This is a genomic window from Pantoea phytostimulans, assembly GCF_046118715.1.
GTDB classification, from domain to species: Bacteria; Pseudomonadota; Gammaproteobacteria; order Enterobacterales; family Enterobacteriaceae; genus Pantoea; species Pantoea phytostimulans.
The window spans coordinates 312,136-331,323 of the sequence record NZ_CP173698.1; the positions used below are offsets into that span (position 1 = coordinate 312,136).

Annotated in this window: 20 protein-coding genes; 15 read left to right on the forward strand and 5 right to left on the reverse strand. The window is 50.3% G+C overall.

The window, feature by feature from the left end; genetic code table 11:
* Positions 1–93 precede the first annotated feature (93 nt).
* From nagE to ACF2G4_RS01500, 3 genes are all read left to right on the forward strand, one after another.
* On the forward strand, positions 94–2,124 hold the full coding sequence (gene nagE / locus ACF2G4_RS01490) for an N-acetylglucosamine-specific PTS transporter subunit IIBC (protein WP_243078340.1): 2,031 nt from the start codon (positions 94–96) through the stop codon (positions 2,122–2,124).
* A 153-nt stretch (positions 2,125–2,277) separates the two neighbouring features.
* Positions 2,278–3,945 carry a glutamine--tRNA ligase gene (glnS, locus tag ACF2G4_RS01495; protein ID WP_409075392.1) on the forward strand — a complete coding sequence of 556 codons (1,668 nt, stop codon included), beginning with the start codon at positions 2,278–2,280 and terminating at the stop codon, positions 3,943–3,945.
* Between the two features lie 236 nt (positions 3,946–4,181).
* Positions 4,182–4,577, forward strand: a complete 396-nt coding sequence (locus ACF2G4_RS01500; RefSeq protein WP_215847343.1) for a hypothetical protein — start codon at positions 4,182–4,184, stop codon at positions 4,575–4,577.
* A gap of 59 nt (positions 4,578–4,636) precedes the next feature.
* On the opposite strand, the gene fur is transcribed toward ACF2G4_RS01500, so the two are convergent.
* From fur to ybfF, 4 genes are all read right to left on the reverse strand, one after another.
* The gene (fur, locus tag ACF2G4_RS01505) at positions 4,637–5,080 is read right to left on the reverse strand and encodes a ferric iron uptake transcriptional regulator (RefSeq protein ID WP_215847342.1); all 444 of its coding nucleotides are present in this window, start codon (positions 5,078–5,080) and stop codon (positions 4,637–4,639) included.
* A gap of 349 nt (positions 5,081–5,429) precedes the next feature.
* Positions 5,430–5,960 carry a flavodoxin FldA gene (gene fldA / locus ACF2G4_RS01510; RefSeq protein ID WP_215847341.1) on the reverse strand — a complete coding sequence of 177 codons (531 nt, stop codon included), beginning with the start codon at positions 5,958–5,960 and terminating at the stop codon, positions 5,430–5,432.
* Between the two features lie 135 nt (positions 5,961–6,095).
* The gene (gene ybfE, locus ACF2G4_RS01515) at positions 6,096–6,371 is read right to left on the reverse strand and encodes a LexA regulated protein (RefSeq protein ID WP_215847340.1); all 276 of its coding nucleotides are present in this window, start codon (positions 6,369–6,371) and stop codon (positions 6,096–6,098) included.
* A gap of 166 nt (positions 6,372–6,537) precedes the next feature.
* Positions 6,538–7,302 carry an esterase gene (ybfF, locus tag ACF2G4_RS01520; protein WP_409075393.1) on the reverse strand — a complete coding sequence of 255 codons (765 nt, stop codon included), beginning with the start codon at positions 7,300–7,302 and terminating at the stop codon, positions 6,538–6,540.
* A gap of 251 nt (positions 7,303–7,553) precedes the next feature.
* On the opposite strand from ybfF, the gene seqA reads away from it, so the two are divergent.
* Both seqA and pgm read left to right on the forward strand, forming a co-directional pair.
* Positions 7,554–8,102: a replication initiation negative regulator SeqA gene (gene seqA / locus ACF2G4_RS01525; RefSeq protein WP_243078338.1), complete on the forward strand. Its 549-nt coding sequence runs from the start codon at positions 7,554–7,556 to the stop codon at positions 8,100–8,102.
* Positions 8,103–8,127: 25 nt separating this feature from the next.
* On the forward strand, positions 8,128–9,768 hold the full coding sequence (pgm, locus tag ACF2G4_RS01530) for a phosphoglucomutase (alpha-D-glucose-1,6-bisphosphate-dependent) (protein ID WP_409075394.1): 1,641 nt from the start codon (positions 8,128–8,130) through the stop codon (positions 9,766–9,768).
* A 38-nt stretch (positions 9,769–9,806) separates the two neighbouring features.
* Here pgm and kdpE read toward each other — a convergent pair whose 3' ends face one another.
* Positions 9,807–10,481: a two-component system response regulator KdpE gene (gene kdpE / locus ACF2G4_RS01535; protein WP_409075395.1), complete on the reverse strand. Its 675-nt coding sequence runs from the start codon at positions 10,479–10,481 to the stop codon at positions 9,807–9,809.
* A gap of 260 nt (positions 10,482–10,741) precedes the next feature.
* Here kdpE and ACF2G4_RS01540 point away from each other — a divergent pair, with 260 nt between their 5' ends.
* From ACF2G4_RS01540 to pcp, 10 genes are all read left to right on the forward strand, one after another.
* Positions 10,742–10,942, forward strand: coding sequence for a YbfA family protein (locus ACF2G4_RS01540; RefSeq protein ID WP_215847335.1), 201 nt, complete (start codon positions 10,742–10,744; stop codon positions 10,940–10,942).
* 155 nt (positions 10,943–11,097) lie between these two features.
* A complete protein-coding gene (locus tag ACF2G4_RS01545) occupies positions 11,098–12,054 on the forward strand; it encodes a DUF523 and DUF1722 domain-containing protein (protein WP_215847334.1) in 957 nt (318 codons plus the stop codon).
* Positions 12,055–12,066: 12 nt separating this feature from the next.
* Positions 12,067–13,494 (forward strand): deoxyribodipyrimidine photo-lyase, encoded by a 1,428-nt coding sequence (gene phrB / locus ACF2G4_RS01550; protein ID WP_409075396.1) that lies wholly within the window; start codon positions 12,067–12,069, stop codon positions 13,492–13,494.
* Between the two features lie 18 nt (positions 13,495–13,512).
* Positions 13,513–14,256, forward strand: coding sequence for a type 2 GTP cyclohydrolase I (locus ACF2G4_RS01555; protein ID WP_409075397.1), 744 nt, complete (start codon positions 13,513–13,515; stop codon positions 14,254–14,256).
* Between the two features lie 158 nt (positions 14,257–14,414).
* Positions 14,415–15,071, forward strand: coding sequence for a 5-oxoprolinase subunit PxpB (gene pxpB / locus ACF2G4_RS01560; protein WP_332624846.1), 657 nt, complete (start codon positions 14,415–14,417; stop codon positions 15,069–15,071).
* Complete coding sequence (gene pxpC, locus ACF2G4_RS01565; protein WP_409075398.1) at positions 15,065–15,997, forward strand: 5-oxoprolinase subunit PxpC; 933 nt, start codon at positions 15,065–15,067, stop codon at positions 15,995–15,997. Before pxpB ends, pxpC begins: the two co-directional genes overlap by 7 nt.
* Positions 15,987–16,724: a 5-oxoprolinase subunit PxpA gene (gene pxpA / locus ACF2G4_RS01570; protein ID WP_243078331.1), complete on the forward strand. Its 738-nt coding sequence runs from the start codon at positions 15,987–15,989 to the stop codon at positions 16,722–16,724. The genes pxpC and pxpA overlap by 11 nt, the downstream gene beginning before the upstream one ends.
* Positions 16,725–16,781: 57 nt before the next feature.
* Entirely contained in the window at positions 16,782–17,510 is a 729-nt protein-coding gene (locus ACF2G4_RS01575; RefSeq protein WP_215847330.1) for a DUF969 domain-containing protein, read from the forward strand.
* Positions 17,510–18,526: a DUF979 domain-containing protein gene (locus ACF2G4_RS01580; protein WP_243078330.1), complete on the forward strand. Its 1,017-nt coding sequence runs from the start codon at positions 17,510–17,512 to the stop codon at positions 18,524–18,526. The genes ACF2G4_RS01575 and ACF2G4_RS01580 overlap by 1 nt, the downstream gene beginning before the upstream one ends.
* A 7-nt stretch (positions 18,527–18,533) precedes the next feature.
* On the forward strand, positions 18,534–19,181 hold the full coding sequence (pcp, locus tag ACF2G4_RS01585; RefSeq protein WP_409075399.1) for a pyroglutamyl-peptidase I: 648 nt from the start codon (positions 18,534–18,536) through the stop codon (positions 19,179–19,181).
* The last annotated feature ends 7 nt before the right edge of the window (positions 19,182–19,188 follow it).

The window sequence follows — 19,188 nt, forward strand, 5'->3', positions numbered from 1 at the left end:
GTGACCAAAAGTGTTATTACAGATCTTTGTTGCTGACAAAAAAAGAGTAAGCGGCAACAAAGCAATAAGCGTGTCTCATAGGGGGAAGGGCAAATGTTAGGTTATTTACAGAAGGTTGGCCGCGCACTCATGGTGCCGGTAGCAACCCTGCCAGCGGCAGCGATATTAATGGGGGTTGGTTACTGGCTTGATCCTGACAGCTGGGGCGCAAGTAATGCGCTAGCAGCGTTGTTGATCAAATCGGGTGCTGCCATTATCGAAAATATGTCTGTGCTGTTCGCGATTGGTGTAGCGTACGGCATGTCGAAAGATAAAGATGGTGCAGCCGCTCTGACCGGTTTTGTCGGTTTCCTCGTCGTTACCACGCTTTGTTCACCCGCTGCGGTAGCAATGATTCAGAAAATGCCCGTGGAACAAGTTCCCGCTGCATTTGGCAAAATAAATAACCAGTTTGTCGGCATTCTTGTCGGTATCTTATCGGCCGAAGTCTATAACCGCTTCAGCCATGTTGAGTTGCCTAAAGCCCTTTCTTTCTTCAGCGGTCGTCGTCTGGTGCCCATTCTGGTCTCCTTCCTGATGATTCTGGTCGCGTTCATTTTAATGTACATCTGGCCGATTATTTTTGGTGGCCTGGTCAGCTTTGGTGAGCACATACAAAAACTTGGCTCGATCGGTGCAGGGGTTTACGCCTTCTTTAACCGCTTATTGATTCCGGTTGGCCTGCATCATGCATTGAACTCGGTTTTCTGGTTTGATGTTGCAGGCATTAACGATATCCCTAAATTCCTTGGCGGTGCGCAATCTCTGGCTGATGGCAGCGCAACAGTGGGTATCACAGGTCGCTATCAAGCGGGCTTCTTCCCGATCATGATGTTCGGCTTGCCGGGCGCCGCGCTGGCAATTTTTCACTGTGCACGCCCAGAGAACCGCGCCAAAGTTGGCGGGATCATGCTGGCAGCTGCGTTTGCAGCCTTCTTTACCGGAATTACCGAACCGTTGGAATTCTCCTTCATGTTTGTGGCGCCGGTACTGTTTTTCATCCATGCCGTATTAACCGGTATTTCTGTTTTCATCGCCGCGAGCATGCATTGGATTGCGGGCTTTGGTTTCAGTGCCGGTTTAGTGGATATGGTGCTTTCAACCCGTAACCCATTAGCCACTCACTGGTACATGCTGATCCCACAAGGCCTGGTCTTCTTTGCCCTTTACTACGTGGTATTCCGCTTCACTATCCTGAAGTTCAACCTGATGACGCCTGGCCGTGAATTAGCCGTTGCGGGTGATGAGACGGATGGCTACGACGTTAACGTTGATAAAACGGGCGATGGCGAAAACGCGACGGAGTCTCTGGCACGCCGCTATATCGGTGCGATTGGCGGTTCTGAAAACCTGACAGCTATCGATGCGTGTATTACGCGTCTACGTTTAAATGTGAAAGATTCTGCACAAATCAATGAAGGTGTGGCTAAACGTCTTGGCGCATCGGGCGTGATTCGTCTGAATAAGCAAAGCGTACAAATCATTGTAGGGACGCAAGCTGAAAGCATTGCTTCTGCGATGAAACGCGTGCTGACCAAAGGTCCGGTGGCTGCCGCAGCGAGTAATAGTAGCGCGCCAGCGGCGACAGAGACTAAGCCGCAAGCCGTATTGAACAGCGATAAAAAAGTCATTGCCACACTGGTCTCACCAGTCAGCGGTGAGGTTGTGGCTCTGGATGCAGTGCCGGATGAAGCTTTCGCTAGCAAAGCCGTTGGCGAAGGTTTAGCGATCAAGCCTACCGATAAGCGGGTGGTTGCGCCGATTGCGGGAACCATTGTGAAGATCTTCACCACCAATCATGCGTTCTGCCTTGAAACGGATAATGGCGTTGAAATCGTGGTGCATATGGGCCTGGACACCGTGGCATTAGGTGGTAAAGGTTTCACACGCTTAGTCGAAGAGGGCGCAACGGTCGTTGCTGGCCAGCCGGTGCTGGAAATGGATCTTGAATTCCTTAATGCCAATGCACGATCCATGATCAGTCCTGTTGTGGTAAGCAACAGTGATGATTTTGGCGGTTTGAATCTGTTAGCAAGCGGACAGGTGATTGCCGGCGAAACCCGACTGTATGAAGTAATAGGTTAATTACTCCGCGACACAACCCCAAAGGCAGGAAGCGATTCCTGCCTTTTTGTTTTAAACGCTTAACAAACGGTTGTTTCCCTACGACGCTTTGTGGATCATACTCCGATACTTCGTGGTACAAATCACCCGCTATTCGTATTGAGGATTTTTGTAATGAGTGAGGCTGAAGCCCGCCCAACTAACTTTATTCGTCAAATCATTGACGAAGATTTGGCGAGCGGCAAGCACAGCAGCGTGCATACCCGTTTTCCGCCAGAGCCTAATGGTTATCTGCATATTGGTCATGCAAAATCGATTTGTCTGAACTTCGGTATTGCTCAAGATTACCAGGGTCAATGCAACCTGCGTTTCGACGACACCAATCCGGTCAAAGAGGATGTGGAGTTCGTTGAATCCATCATGCGTGATGTGCAATGGCTGGGCTTTGAGTGGAGTGGCGAAGTTTGTTATTCCTCAAACTATTTTGATCAGCTTTATCACTATGCGGTCGAACTCATCAATAAAGGCCTGGCCTATGTGGATGAACTCACGCCTGAAGAGATTCGTGAGTACCGTGGCACCTTAACGGCGCCGGGTAAAAACAGTCCTTACCGCGATCGTACCCCAGAAGAGAACCTGGCACTGTTTGAAAAAATGCGTGCGGGTGGATTTGAGGAAGGTAAAGCCTGCCTGCGCGCTAAAATCGATATGGCATCTAACTTCATTGTGATGCGCGATCCTGTGCTGTATCGCATTAAGTTTGCTGAACATCATCAGACGGGCAATAAGTGGTGCATCTATCCGATGTATGACTTTACCCACTGCATTTCCGATGCGCTGGAAGGCATTACCCATTCGCTGTGTACGCTGGAATTCCAGGATAACCGTCGTTTGTATGACTGGGTTTTGGATAACATTACTATTCCAGTTCATCCACGTCAGTACGAGTTTTCACGTCTGAATCTGGAATATGCAGTGATGTCGAAGCGTAAGCTGACGCAATTAGTCAGTGAAAAGCATGTAGAAGGCTGGGACGATCCGCGCATGCTGACCGTTTCAGGCCTGCGTCGTCGCGGTTACACGGCGGGCTCTATTCGTGAGTTCTGCCGTCGTATTGGCGTGACCAAACAAGACAATATCGTTGAGATGGCTTCGCTGGAATCGTGTATTCGTGACGATCTGAATGAAAATGCACCTCGTGCTATGGCGGTGTTGGATCCTTTAAAAGTGGTGATTGAGAATTTGCCTGCGGGCCATAACGAAATTATCACTATGCCAAATCATCCAAACAAGCCAGAAATGGGCACGCGCGAAGCTCCGTTTAGCCGTGAAATTTGGATCGATCGTGCTGACTTCCGAGAAGAGGCGAACAAGCAGTACAAGCGTTTGGTGCTGGGTAAAGAAGTACGCCTGCGTAATGCTTATGTGATTCGCGCTGAGCGTGTAGCAAAGGATGAAGACGGCAATATCACTTGCATTTATTGCACGTGCGATGTGGACACGTTAAGTAAAGATCCTGCTGATGGCCGCAAAGTTAAAGGCGTGATTCATTGGGTTTCTGCTGAGCATGCGCTACCTGCCGAATTCCGACTTTACGACCGTTTGTTCAGCGTACCGAATCCTGGTGCGGCAGAAGATTTTCTTGCTGCCATCAACCCAAATTCGTTGGAAATAAAACACGGTTTTGTCGAACCTGGCCTACGAAATGCTGAAGTGACCTCACCTTATCAGTTTGAGCGTGAAGGATATTTCTGTGCTGACAGCGTGTATTCAACGCCTTCACAACTAGTGTTTAACCGCACTGTGGGATTGCGTGATACCTGGGCAAAAATCGGCGATTAAAAATTTCGATTACCGACACGATAAAAAAACAAAAGGGCGATTAATCGCCCTTTTTTATTACTGCGATTCCTGTCAATACAACCAGATATGCTGCTTTACATCAAATTGACCCTGCAAGCATATCTGGGAGAAATCTTAGTTTAGTAAAATTAATCAATTACAAGGTGTGAATTGCTTTTTTTCAGGTAGGCTAAGCGCTCTCAAGCGTTGCTATGCGGGTTAAAAAAGGAAAAAAAATGACCGTTCTCGCCCAGGAAGCTAAACACAGTGTCGTGGTATTACATCAGCTAATTGAACGTATTTTCAATAACACAGCGACCGCGGATGATAGCTTTCATCTTCTGCTTTCGCACTTTCATCCCGACTTTTGTATGGTGACGCCGCAGGGAAGGCAACTGAATTTGAACGAAACTGAAGCGCTTTTTCTTCAGCTGCAAGGACAGCGTGAAGGGATGCGTATTGCGACCAGTGAGCATGTGGTGATTTCTGAGCAAGAAAATGAAGTCATCATTCAATATCGTGAATTGCAAATGATGAACGGTCAAAATCAGAGCCGCATTTCACTGGCGATTTTAGATTGCAGCACCTCGATTCCGCGTTGGCGCTACTTGCAGGAAACGCTCGTTGCCTGAGATTCAGACGCAAAAAAAGCCGGTTATAAACCGGCTTTTTCATATCAGTGCAGAGCAACTTACTTGTCGTGAAGCGTTTCGTCTTCGCGACAATCACCCAGTGAGCAGTGACCGTAAAGATACAAGCTATGGTTGGATAATTTGATGCCATGGCGGGTAGCGATTTCATGCTGGCGCGTTTCAATCGACTCATCGCTGAACTCAATCACTTTGCCGCAATCCAGGCAAATCAGGTGATCGTGGTGATGCTGTTGCGTCAACTCAAAAACAGACTTGCCGCCTTCAAAGTTATGACGGGTTACAATGCCAGCATCATCAAACTGGTTTAATACGCGATAAACCGTTGCCAGACCAATCTCTTCGCCCATATCAATCAGGCGTTTGTATAAATCTTCCGCGCTGACGTGATGGCATTCAGGTTCCTGAAGCACTTCCAGAATTTTAAGTCTGGGCAGCGTGACTTTCAGGCCAGCCTTCTTTAATGCGGTATTGTTGTCAGTCATGCGGATTTTGTCCTGTTACTTTAATCACTTTTGTGGCGCTTGGCCTTGAATGTCGATCTACACCCATTCTCATTTGCGTCTCATTATAGAACCGAAGCAACGAAATGAAAACCGAGTGAAATGCTGGAAATCACCATTAGCTGTGAGGAATTTACCGAGCCGGGGAGGATTTCTACAGAGGTCTGTTAACATTTCGTTCAGCCTCATCTCATATCCAGAGAAATAAGCGGATGACCGATAGGGGTATTCTACAGATTAAACGAAGAAAGTTAAAAAAATGTGGCTATTATTTCTATAGGAATTTCCACTGATTCGATGTGAGCCAGCGCCCACATCGAATCAGTAAGCATTAAGCTTCGATAATCTCTTTGAGCTGTAGCTCATCAAAAATCTGCTTAACCCATTTTTCAACGCGTTCGTTGGTCAATTCTGGCTGGCGATCTTCATCAATCGCTAAACCCAAGAAGTTTTTATCATCGGCCAAGCCTTTGGAGGCTTCAAAGTGATAGCCTTCAGTCGGCCAGTGTCCAACAATCACTGCGCCATTAGGTTCGATAATGTCACGAATGGTGCCCATCGCGTCACAGAAATACTCTGCGTAATCTTCCTGATCGCCACAACCAAACAACGCGACTAATTTGCCGTTGAAGTCGATCTCTTCCAGCGTTGGGAAGAAATCATCCCAGTCGCACTGCGCTTCGCCGTAATACCAGGTTGGGATGCCCAGCAGCAAGATATCAAACGCTGCCAGATCTTCTTTGGTGCTTTTCGCGATGTCATGCACTTCCGCAACGTCTTTACCCAGCTGTTTCTGGATCATTTTTGCAATGTTTTCGGTGTTGCCGGTATCGCTGCCAAAGAAGATGCCTACGAGTGCCATGGGTAAAATAACCTCTTAAATCCTGATGATGAGATGTGTGCTAAAACAGCACATTTCTGCGAATAATAGCAGACGTGACAAAAGCGCGGAACTTGTAAAGCCGTGACATTTGTTTTTGCGTGCGTTTTGCTCGTGTCAGTCTAGTTTGAGTTGTTGCAGCAACATTTGTTCAATCAATTCGCTGCGACTGAGATTGCGCTGTTCCGCCAGCGTATTAAGTGCTTCAACGGCTTCACTGTTCATTTTAAGCTCGACACGGCGTAACCCGCGCCCTTTGTCACGTTTCAGTTGATTGCGTTTATTTATACGCAGCTGTTCATCGCGCGAAAGCGGACTGGTTTTAGGGCGACCGGGACGACGCTCCTCAGCAAACAGATCAAGCGTGGTGCGGTCAGTGTGTTCTTTTGCCATGGCTTAGTGAAACTGAATGGGCGCGAGCGGCGTTTACGCTGCGCAGATTATAAATTATTGGCCCTTACCGCGGCAGAAATAGCCGTCGGCAAATTTTTAGCGCGCCATCATACTCCACGCTAACCGCGTACGCCAATCCTAAACTTTCACCGCCAGGTAATTGCTTTTAAAGCGCAAAAAACCGACGAACACTGCGTAAAACGGCATCAGGTTTCTCAGCATGCACCCAATGTCCCGCTCCGCTAATCACATGTGCATGAGCTGCCGGGAACTGTTTCAGTAAAGCATCGCGATACTGATTATCCAGATAGGCAGAATCACCGCCGCGAATGAATAACGCAGGATGTGGCCAAGCCGGAATATCTTTCCAACCAGAAATGGTCGCGTAATTGTCCCACAGTACCGGCACGTTAAAACGCCATTCTCCATCCTGAAAAGATTTGAGAATGAACTGAATCACGCCTTCTTCATTGATCACGTTGCGCATAACATTAGCCGCTGCACTGCGCAGCTTAACGCCAGATTCTGTGACCGCCCGGATAGCAGCAAAAATTTCATCGTGACGACGAGTTTGATAATCAACCGGAGCGATATCAATCATAACCAACTGTTCAATGCGTTCGGGAGCCAGTGCGCTCATCGTCATGGCTATTTTGCCGCCCATAGAGTGACCTATGACAGAAACGCGATCGATACCATGCGCATCCAGCGTGTCAAACATATCCTGCGCCATTACAGCGTAGTTCATCTCCTCAGAGCGCGGCGACATGCCATGATTACGGACATCAACCTGGATGAGAGGACGATCATCCTTTAATCCACGCGCCAGCACGCCAAGGTTATCAAGGCTACCAAAAAGTCCATGAATAAGCAGGATGGGCTGGGAATCAACAGTAGATTGTTCAGTTTGCAGACGGGCGTTCAAAATCATGGCAAAGTTCTTAAGTTTGAGACCTAAGCTTAGGTTATCATGGATTCACCTTTTCAGGCGCGCCGGTTCCAGCGGCATTAGGACATATTCTGACTTTTGCCCATAAACCGTTTGAATGCTAACAGCCCGCCTGAATTTAACTTTATAATCCTGATGTTAGAATCCGCTCACATTTCGAATTGCCAAACTTTGCTAAGGGCTTTTCAGGTAATGCATGGTTCTGTCATGAGTAAAAAACCGTACGGAATAAGATGAAAACGATCGAAGTTGACGAAGAGCTCTACCGTTATATTGCCAGCCATACGCAACATATTGGCGAAAGCGCATCAGATATTCTGCGTCGCATGCTGAAGTTTACTGCCGGTCAAACGGCACCTGCAGCGGCTGCGCCAAACGCGGCGAAGCCAGACGTGAATGACGCGCAAGCTGCGCGTGTAGAATCGCGCCCGCAAGATCGCGTGCGAGCCATGCGTGAGCTAATGCTTTCTGATGAGTATGCGGAGCAGAAGCGAGCGGTTAATCGCTTTATGCTGATTTTGTCAACACTCTATCGTCTTGATACCGAAGCGTTTGCCGAGGCAACTGCCTCGCTGCAAGGCCGTACTCGCGTTTACTTTGCGGGCGATGAGCACACGCTGTTGCAGAATGGCACCCACACGAAGCCAAAGCACGTTCCTGGCACGCCGTACTGGGTGATCACCAATACCAATACTGGTCGCAAATGCAGCATGGTCGAACACATCATGCTATCAATGCAGTTCCCGCCGGAACTGACAGAGAAAGTTTGCGGCACCATTTAAACTGAAGCGTCAGGGAGAAGCGCCAATGGCCAATCACCCCCGTGCCGGGCAGCCTGCCCAGCAGAGCGATTTGATTAACGTTGCACAATTAACATCACAGTATTATGTCCTGAAGCCTGATGTGGCGAACCCGGAACATGCGGTGAAATTTGGCACATCTGGCCATCGCGGTAGCGCAGGGCGTCAAAGCTTCAATGAGCTGCACATTTTGGCTATCGCGCAGGCAATTGCTGAAGAGCGCAAAAAGAATGGCATTACTGGCCCATGCTACGTAGGTAAAGATACCCACGCGCTGTCAGAACCCGCTATTTTGTCGGTGCTGGAAGTGCTGGCGGCCAACGGCGTTGACGTTATTGTTCAGCAGGATAATGGCTATACGCCAACGCCTGCGATCTCCAACGCAATTCTTGAACATAATAAGTCTGGCGGCGCGCTGGCTGATGGCATTGTTATTACGCCATCCCATAACCCGCCTGAAGATGGCGGCATCAAGTACAACCCACCAAACGGTGGACCAGCTGATACCAATGTCACCAAAGTGGTGGAAGATCGTGCAAATCAGCTGATCAAAAATGGCTTGAAAGAAGTCAAACGTCTGCCGCTGGATGAAGCGCTGGCAAGCGGCCATATTGTAGAAAAAGATCTGATCCAGCCATACGTCGAAGGGTTAGCGCAGGTTATCGACTTTGCCGCAATCCAGAAAGCGGGATTGAAAATGGGTGTCGATCCACTTGGCGGCTCCGGTATGGCTTACTGGCAGCGTATTGCAGAGCACTACAAGTTAGATCTTACCATCGTTAACGATGCTATCGATCAAACCTTCCGCTTTATGCATCTTGATAAAGATGGCGTGGTGCGTATGGATTGCTCGTCCGAGTGCGCAATGGCGGGCCTGTTGGCTTACCGCGACAAATTCGATTTAGCATTTGGTAACGATCCTGATTACGATCGCCACGGTATCGTTACGCCTGCGGGCTTGATGAATCCAAACCATTATCTGGCGGTAGCGATTAACTATTTGTTCCAGAATCGTCCGCAATGGGGCAAAGAAGTTGCCGTAGGCAAAACGCTGGTTTCCAGTGCGATGATCGACCGTGTTGTTAATGACATTGGTCGTAAACTGGTTGAAGTACCGGTTGGTTTCAAATGGTTTGTGGATGGTCTTTTCGACGGCAGCTTCGGTTTTGGCGGCGAAGAGAGCGCGGGTGCATCCTTCCTGCGCTTCGATGGTACGCCATGGTCAACGGACAAAGACGGCATCATTATGTGCTTGCTGGCCGCTGAAATTACGGCTGTGACCGGTAAGAACCCGCAGCAACATTATGATGAGCTGGCTCAGCGCTTTGGTGCGCCAAGCTACAACCGTTTGCAGGCTTCTGCTACATCGGCACAGAAAGCGGCGCTCTCTAAGCTGTCGCCAGAAATGGTGAGTGCAGACACGCTGGCGGGTGATCCGATCACCGCACGGTTGACTGCAGCGCCTGGTAACGGTGCCTCAATTGGTGGTCTGAAAGTGATGACGGAAAACGGCTGGTTTGCAGCGCGTCCTTCTGGCACTGAAGACGCCTATAAAATCTACTGTGAAAGCTTCCTTGGTGCTGAACATCGCGCACAGATCGAGAAAGAAGCAGTAGAAATCGTCAGCGAAGTGCTGAAAAACGCCTGATAAAGGTGTAATGAAAAAGGCGCCGCTGGCGCCTTTTTTTATGGCATAAATCGATAACCAATCCCGGTTTCGGTGAGCAAATGCAGCGGCTGAGTCGGGTTGCCCTCCAGCTTTTGCCGCAGATGTCCCATATAGATACGCAAATAATGGCTGTGTTCGACCGCGCTCGGCCCCCATACCTGACTAAGCAATTGACGCTGAGTCATCACCTTGCCCGCGTTGTTCAGCAAAACGCCCAGTAAACGAAACTCTATCGGAGTGAGATGAATCTCTTCGCCTGCGCGAATCACGCGACGTGCAGCAAGGTCAACGGTCACGTCTGCAAACGCCACTTTAGGCTCAGGATTAATGCCGCTAAAACGACGTAAGGCCACCCGCACTCGCGCCTGTAACTCGCCAATCCCAAAGGGCTTGGTCAGGTAATCATCCGCACCGGCATCCAGCGCATCGATTTTATCTTGTTCATCACTGCGCGCCGACAGCACAATCACCGGAATGGCGCTCCATTGCCGTAGTTCACGGATAAACATGTTCCCATCACCATCAGGCAAACCCAAATCGAGAATCACCACATCCGGCTTGCGTGTGGCGGCTTCAATCAGGCCACGTTGCAGGGTGTCCGCATCAAACACTTTTAAGGCTTCGCCTTCTAATGCCAGTCGAACGAAACGACGTATTTCTTTTTCATCTTCAATGATCAAAACCGTAGCCACGTGCAACCTGCCATCAAATCAACATTTACTCGCTACTTTAACAACAAATGATCAGCGCGTCCGTGAATGTTCAATTGAGAAAATAACCACTAAAGAAACAACGCCATTACAAATGTGTAACTTACTTACGGCGTGCATTCTTAAAAGCGATAAATTTGGTCTGGAGGGTGGTCGGATGAGTAGTAAAATTACACAGCTGGGCGTAATATTAGAGTCAGATCACATTTACTCACTTATTACGCTTAAAAAGGAGGCAAACGATGTATCCCGCTTATTCACGCAACAAAATTATTTTGCGTCGTGCCTTGGTGATTTTACTCGGCGTTATGGCGTTACCGATCATGCTTTTCCGTAAAGATCGCGCCCGTTTTTACAGTTATCTGCATCGCGTATGGTGTAAAACCAGCGCTAAACCCGTTTGGTTGGCGCAGTCAGAAGCGGCAGGAGGAATTTTTTGGTAATTTACCCATCCAAATAGTCAGCCCGGTCATTTTACCGGGCTTTTTTTTAAGCATTATCTTCTCAGAATTTCTCTAAACTTAACCTTCAATCCCTTACAGCCAAATAATTTTCAGCTACACTTAAACCTCTACAAGATTTCAGAGGTTGTACAAGTATGAGTGAGAAAATTCCAGTTGGGATCAGTGCTTGCCTGCTTGGCGATACCGTCAGATTTGATGGTGGTCACAAGCGATTAACCTTCGCAACGGAACAGCTCACGCCGTTTGTGCGCTTCGAACCTGTTTGTCCAGAAATGGCGATTGGTCTTCCCACGCCACGTCCAGCATTACGTTTAGTAAAGCAAGAAGACGATGATCTGCATCTCTGCTTCAGCAAAGATGGGGGAGAAGAGGTTACGCAGGAAATGCGCACATGGTCTGAACAGCGGGTGAAAGCAATGCATCATCTGTGTGGCTACATTCTGTGTGCTAAGTCCCCGAGTTGTGGCATGGAACGCGTGCGCGTTTACGAGCCTGAATCCAACAACAACCGCAAAGCGGGAACCGGCATTTTTACCGAGTTTCTGCGTAGAGAGATGCCTTGGCTGCCACTTGAAGAGGATGGACGTCTACACGATCCTGCATTGCGCGAAAACTTTGTAGGACGCATTTGTGCGTTGCACGAATTCAATCAAATGTGGAAGTCAGGTTTGACGCGTGCGCGTCTCATTGCGTACCACAGCCGTTATAAATTGCTGCTTTTAGCGCATTCTCAAGAAAAATACCGTGAGTTGGGGCCTTTTGTCGCGTCAATGAGCCAGTGGGATTCGCTGGAAGCGTTCGCTTTTGAGTATCGCAATCGCCTGATGGAACTGATGTCGCATCCTGCATCACGGCGTAATCACACCAATGTATTAATGCACGCTCAAGGCTATTTCCGCCGCCAACTCAGCTCGCCACAGCGGCAGGAACTGGCAACCTTGATTGACCATTATCGTCAGGGTACGCAGCCGTTGCTGGTTCCTATCACCATTCTTAAGCACTACATGGCGGAATATCCGCATCCATGGCTGGCTCAACAGCGCTACTTTGATCCCTATCCCGAAGCGCTGCGCCTGCGTTATGGGCAATAATTCGGACCTGATATGACCACCCATTTAGTTTGGCTGCGTAATGATTTGCGCATTAACGATAATCTGGCTTTGCACGCGGCATGTCGCGACAGCAAAGCCAAGGTGATTGCGCTGTACATTGCTACGCCGAAACAGTGGCAGCAGCATGATATGGCACCGAAGCAGGCTGCTTTTATTTATCAAAGCTTGCTGCTGCTACAAGAGACTTTAGCCGATCGCGGTATCGAACTTTATTATCATCAATGCACTGACTTCAATGCGTCTGTTGACTACCTCACAACATTCTGTGAGCAACATAAAATTGATAACCTCTTCTATAACTACCAATACGAATTCAATGAGCGGCAGCGTGATGCGAAAGTTGAAAAACAGTTGGATGAGAACGGCGTAATTTGTCAGGGTTTTGATGACAGCGTGCTGTTGGCACCCGGCAGCGTTCAAACCGGTGATCGCAGCATGTACAAGGTGTTTACGCCGTTTAGCAAAGCTTTTGTCCGTCGACTGCATCAAGGCTTGCCGGAATGTGTTCCAGCGCCGAGAGCTCGTGACGGCGCGCCATTAAGAATTCACAAAAAAATCCCCCCCTTTAGTTATCAAGCAGCTGACTTTGATCAGGCTCTTTTCCCTCCCGGTGAAGCCGCTGCGCTGAGGCAGTTACGCCATTTCGCCACTCAACCGATTCTGGATTATTCATCCGCACGGGATATGCCTGCCATTGATGGCACAAGCCGCTTGTCGGTTTATCTGGCAACCGGCGTGCTTTCGCCGCGCCAGTGTTTGCATCGGGTTCTGAAAGAACATACTGCGGCATTGGATGATAATCGCGTTTTTGTCTGGCTTAATGAGTTGATCTGGCGTGATTTTTATCGGCACTTGATGGTGGCTTATCCCGCGTTGTGCAAGCATCAGCCCTTTATTCAGTGGACACATAACGTTGAATGGCAGCAAAACGATGAACACTTCACTGCATGGAAAGAGGGCAGAACAGGATATCCAATTGTTGATGCTGCTATGCGGCAAATGAATGATATTGGGTGGATGCACAATCGTTTACGCATGATCACCGCCAGCTTTTTGGTAAAAGATTTGCTTCTCCACTGGCATGGCGGTGAGCGTTATTTCATGCAGCAGTTAATTGACGGTGATTTGGCTGCCAATAACGGCGGTTGGCAATGGGCGGCGTCAACCGGCACCGATGCTGCACCCTATTTTCGTATTTTTAATCCGACAACGCAGGGCGAGCGCTTCGATAAGCAAGGTGAATTTATTCGCCACTATTTGCCTGAGCTCAGTGACGTGCCAGACAGCGATATTCACCAACCGCACGCTTGGGCGAAGAAACACAACAAGGTACTCGATTATCCGGCACCAATCGTGGAACATAAGGACGCACGTAAAAAGACATTAGACGCCTTTGAGCGCGCAAAAAATGCGGCTTGAGGCGGCAAGGGAGCCGAAATGAATCACTACGAATTAGAGCAAATCGTCAATCAGCAGCTGGATACACACAGCTTCAGCGATTACGCACCCAACGGATTACAGGTTGAAGGCCGCGCCGAAGTCAAAACCATCGTTACCGGGGTTACTGCCTGTCAGGCATTAGTGGATGAAGCCGTAAAGCGTAACGCCGATGCGATTCTGGTTCATCACGGTTATTTTTGGAAAAATGAACCGGCGATAATTAAAGGCATGAAGCGTAATCGCCTGCGTGCGCTGCTGGCTAACGATATTAATTTGTATGGCTGGCATCTGCCGCTGGATGCGCATGCGACATTGGGTAATAACGCACAGCTGGCACAGTTACTGGATATTGATGTACGCGGTGAAGTGATGCCACTGGTATTTTGGGGCGAATTAAAAACGCCGCTGACCGGGGAAGAACTGACTCAGCGCATTGCCCAGAAACTGGGGCGTGAACCGCTGCACTGTGGCGATAACGCACCCGCGCAAATCCGTCGTGTTGCGTGGTGCAGCGGCGGCGGCCAAGGCTTTATCGACAGCGCCGCCGACTTCGGCGTTGATGCCTATATCACCGGTGAAGTCTCCGAGCAGACTATTCACAGCGCCCGTGAGCAAGGTTTGCATTTCTTTGCAGCAGGCCATCACGCGACTGAACGCGCGGGTATTAAAGCATTGGGCGAATGGCTGGCTGAAAACCACGGCCTCGACGTCACTTTCATCGATATTCCTAACCCCGCCTAAGCACTTCACGGGTCCTGCACTTTCGCGCAGGACCTAAATCTATTGACACATCTCTGTCACTTTCGCATAACTGTCTGCTTTATACCGATAAGCAAATGCCTGCAACGCGCGCCTGAAGATTTTTGCGCGCGTAATTTAAGGTGAAATGGAGGTGGGTGTTGCAACGAGCACGTTGTTATTTGTTGGGCGAACGCGCGGCTGTGCTGGAACTGGAGCCGCCGATTTCATTGGTAAGCCAACAGCGCATTTGGGGATTGAATCAACGGCTGCAAGCGCATGAAGAAGTGCTTGAAGTGATACCTGGGATGAACAACATCACCATTTTGTTACGCGATCCACAACATAAAGCGCTGGATGCTATTGAGCGCTTACAGCGCTGGTGGGAAGAGAGTGAAGCGCAGTTGCCAGAATCACGTCAGGTTGACATTCCGGTGATCTATGGCGGTGAAAGCGGGCCCGATCTCAACGTGGTGGCTGAACAGGCCAACATGACGCCGCAGCAAGTGGTTGAGCTGCACAGCAGCAGTGATTACGTGGTCTATTTTATCGGCTTCCAGCCTGGCTTTCCCTATTTGGGCGGATTAGATCAGCGTTTGCACACGCCGCGTCGTGCAGAACCGCGCGTGCTGGTTCCAGCAGGGTCGGTGGGCATTGGCGGTAGCCAAACTGGCGTTTATCCGCTCGCCAGCCCCGGTGGCTGGCAACTGATCGGACAAACACGCGTCGCGCTGTTTGATCCAAAAAATCAACCACCAACCTTGTTACGTCCCGGCGATACGGTACGGTTTGTGCCGCAAAAGGAGGGCGTATGCTAAGAATTCTTCGTGCCGGGCTGGCAACCAGCATTCAAGACAGCGGTCGTAACGGCTGGCGACAATATGGTATCAGCGTCAGCGGCGTGCTCGACCATCCAGCGATGGTCACCGCGAACCTGCTGGTGGGTAATGCGCCTGACAGCGCGGTGCTGGAAATTGTGCTGGGTCAGTTCAAAGCTGAATTCATGCGTGACGGCTGGTTTGCCTTAACGGGCGCAGGTTGTCATGCTGAACTGGATGGCAAAGCGGTGTGGACCGGCTGGCGTTTGCCAGTGAAGAAAGGCCAGGTTTTATCACTGTCGATGCCGGTTCGCGGCATGCGCAGCTATTTGTCTATTAATGGCGGTTTTGAGCTACCGGAAGTATTGGGTTCAAGCAGCACCGATCTCAAGGCGGGGTTTGGCGGCTGGCAAGGGCGTAAACTGGAAGATGGGGACCGCCTGCCGCTGGGCAAACCAACTCGCCAGTTTGATAAGAAAGCCGGTGTGCGCCAAATCTTATGGGGTAATCGTATTCGCGCCTTGCCGGGGCCGGAGTATCACGAGTTCAGCCGCGAGGCGCAGCAGGCTTTTTGGCGTACCGCATGGAAACTCAGTCCGCAAAGTAACCGCATGGGTTATCGCCTGCAGGGCCGACAGCTCAACCGCGAAACCCCGCGTGAGCTGTTATCGCACGGTTTGGTACCCGGTGTGATTCAAGTACCGCCTAATGGTCAGCCGATTGTTCTAATGGCAGATGCACAAACCACGGGCGGTTATCCGCGTATCGCCTGCGTGATTGAAGCCGATCTTTATCATCTGGCACAGATTCGTTTAGGTGATCCAATCCACTTCATTCACTGCACTTTGCCAGAAGCAATACAGGCGCGTGAACATCAGCAACGCGCGTTGGACCAGATGGTGTGGGGACTCGCTCATGAAAATTGATTTAAACGCCGATTTGGGTGAAGGCAGCGGCAGCGATCGCGCACTGCTGCAATTAGTCAGTTCAGCCAATATCGCCTGCGGCTTTCACGCGGGTGATGCACAAACCATGCTGCAGTCAGTGCGCTGGGCAAAAGAGTTTGGCGTCGCCATTGGCGCACATCCCAGCTTTCCCGATCGCGAAAACTTTGGTCGCACCGCGATGCAGCTTCCACCTGAAACGGTCTATGCCCAGATGATTTATCAAATTGGCGCATTGAAAAGCCTGGCGGAGAGCGAAGGGCAAAAATTGGTGCACGTTAAGCCGCACGGCATGCTCTACAACCAAGCCGCAGCGGATGCTGTGTTGGCAGGGGCTATAGCGCAGGCGATTAAAGCGGTGGATGCTAATTTGATCGTCGTTGGTCTTGCCAATAGCGAATTAATTCGCGCAGGCCTTGATTGCGGATTACGTACCCGTGAAGAAGTTTTTGCCGATCGCGGCTATCTCAATAGCGGTGCATTAGTACCACGCGGTCAACCGGGCGCGCTGATCGAAGATGAAGCCCTGGCGATTGAACAAACGCTGGCAATGGTGCAACAAGGCAAAGTGAAAAGCATCAGCGGCGAATGGGTTGCGGTGAATGCACAAACCGTGTGTCTGCACGGCGATGGCGCGCATGCGTTGCAGTTTGCTCAGCGCCTGCGTGATGTTTTTGCGACACATCAGGTTGCCGTGAATAGCCTTTAAGTTGTTGACTGTTAGCCCGGCAATGCGCCGGGTTTTTTTATCTCATAAGGGGAAAATATGGACAGCGTGGTGAACCTTTGGCCGCTGCTCGGCATTGCCGCCATCGTGGTAGGCTTTTTATTACGTTTTAATCCGGTGTTGGTGGTGATTGTTGCGGGTTTCGTGACCGGTATCGCCGCGATGATGCCGATTGCTGACATTCTGGAAAAGCTGGGCGCAGGCTTTTTAAATACGCGAAATCTGCCGCTGATTCTGTTGTTACCGCTGGCAGTGATCGGCCTGCTGGAGCGCCACGGTTTGAAAGAGCGCGCGCAAGCGTGGATTGCTCAGATCAAAACCGCGACCGCCGGTCGCTTGCTGATCGTCTATCTGCTGGTGCGTGAAATCACCGCCGCGCTGGGATTAACCAGCCTGGGCGGACATCCACAGATGGTGCGTCCGCTCTTAGCACCAATGGCTGAAGGTGCTACCGAGAACCGTTATGGTGAGGTTTCACCTGAGGTACGTCATCGTCTGCGCGCGATGTCAGCGGCAACGGATAACGTAGGTTTATTCTTTGGCGAAGATATTTTTGTGGCTTTCGGTGCCATTATCTTCATGCACAACTTCATGCAAGAGTCGGCAGGCATTCAGACCGAGCCCTTGCACATCGCGCTGTGGGGTATTCCAACAGCGATTGCTGCCTTCCTAATCCACTCAGCACGTCTGGTTCGCTTGGATCGCAAACTGTCACGTGAATTACAGACGCTGAATAGCCAGGCATTGAAAGCCAAGGAGGGCCAATAATGTTTCAGCAACAATATTTGATGTGGCTGGCAGGCATTATCCTGCTGGTTGTGGCGGTACTTTCCTGGCGTGACAGCGCCAACCCGCGTCGTTTTACCACCGGTTTGTTCTGGGCGCTGTACGGCTTGATTTTTCTGGTCGGTGATTGGACCACGCATTTAATGACGCAATTGATGGGAACGCCGGAAGTCGGCACACGTACGCTGCATATTGTAGTGGGTGTTGCGGTGGTGGTGATGGCGCTCATCGCAGGTTTAGGCGGTGTAAAATTAGGCCGCTATCATCAACGTAGTGACGAAGAAAAAAAGGTCAGCGCAAAACGTTTGCACAACAAACTGTTTCTGCCTGCGCTAGCCATTCCGGTAATCACCGTGGTCGGTGTCTTAGCGTTTAACCATATTCCGGGTTTGCAAGACGCGGTATTTGGTCCCGGCAATCATTCCACTCTGGTGACGCTGTTTTCAATGATGGTTGGGTGTTTGGTGGGGTGGCTGGTGGCGTTGAAAATGACCCACGAGAAACCTGTGCAGTCGATGCAGGAAACGCGCCGTCTGCTTGATGCCATCGGCTGGGCATTCATCCTGCCGCAAATATTGGCCACGCTGGGATTATTGTTCACTACGGCAGGCGTCGGCAGCGCGATTTCACACCTTACGGAAACCTATTTAGCGGTCGATAATCGCTTTATTGCGGTTGCGGTTTATGCTGTCGGCATGGCGCTGTTGACCATGATCATGGGCAACGCGTTTGCTGCCTTCCCGATTATTACCGCAGGCGTAGGGATCCCCATTCTTGTCTTGCAGCATGGCGGTAATCCAGCAGTGATGGCGGCGATTGGCATGTTCTCTGGCTATTGCGGCACGTTGATGACACCGATGGCGGCTAACTTCAACATCGTGCCTGCGGCATTGCTTGAGCTACCAGACCGTAACGCGGTCATCAAGGCTCAGGTGCCAACCGGTGTGCTACTGTTAATCGTTAACGTCTTTTTGCTCTATTTTCTGATGTTCCTGTGAGGAAAGAATGAAAACTGTATTGATGACCGCGTTCGAACCTTTTGGTGGGGAAGATGTTAATCCTTCCTGGGAAGCGGTACGGGCGCTGGAAGGCAAGCAAATTGCTGGCGCAACCATTGTTACGCGCCAATTGCCGGTAGTGTTCAGCGAAGTGTTGAACGTACTTAATCAGGCGCTGGATGAGATTAAACCTGACGCGATTATTTCGGTAGGGCAGGCGGGCGGACGTAGCGACATTACCGTCGAGCGGATTGGCATTAATGTGGATGACGCGCGCATTCCCGATAACGCCGGTAAACAACCGGTGGATGAAGCGATTGTGCTGGATGGCCCAGCGGCCTACTTCTCACGCTTGCCGATCAAAGCCATTGTCGCGGCGGTACGTGAAGCGGGCATTCCCGCGTCGGTATCACAAACTGCGGGCACCTTTACCTGTAACCGGGTGATGTATGGTTTGCTGCATTGGCTGCAAACCCAAGGCAGTTCAGCGCGGGGCGGTTTTATTCATATCCCTTATCTGCCAGAGCAGGCGGCACAGCATCCTGGCGCACCGAGTATGTCTTCGGCTAACGTGATTCAGGCGCTGGAAATTGCCGTTCGCGTCACGTTAGAGATAAAAGAGGATTTGAAAGTCGTGGGTGGAGCAACGCACTAATAGGCGG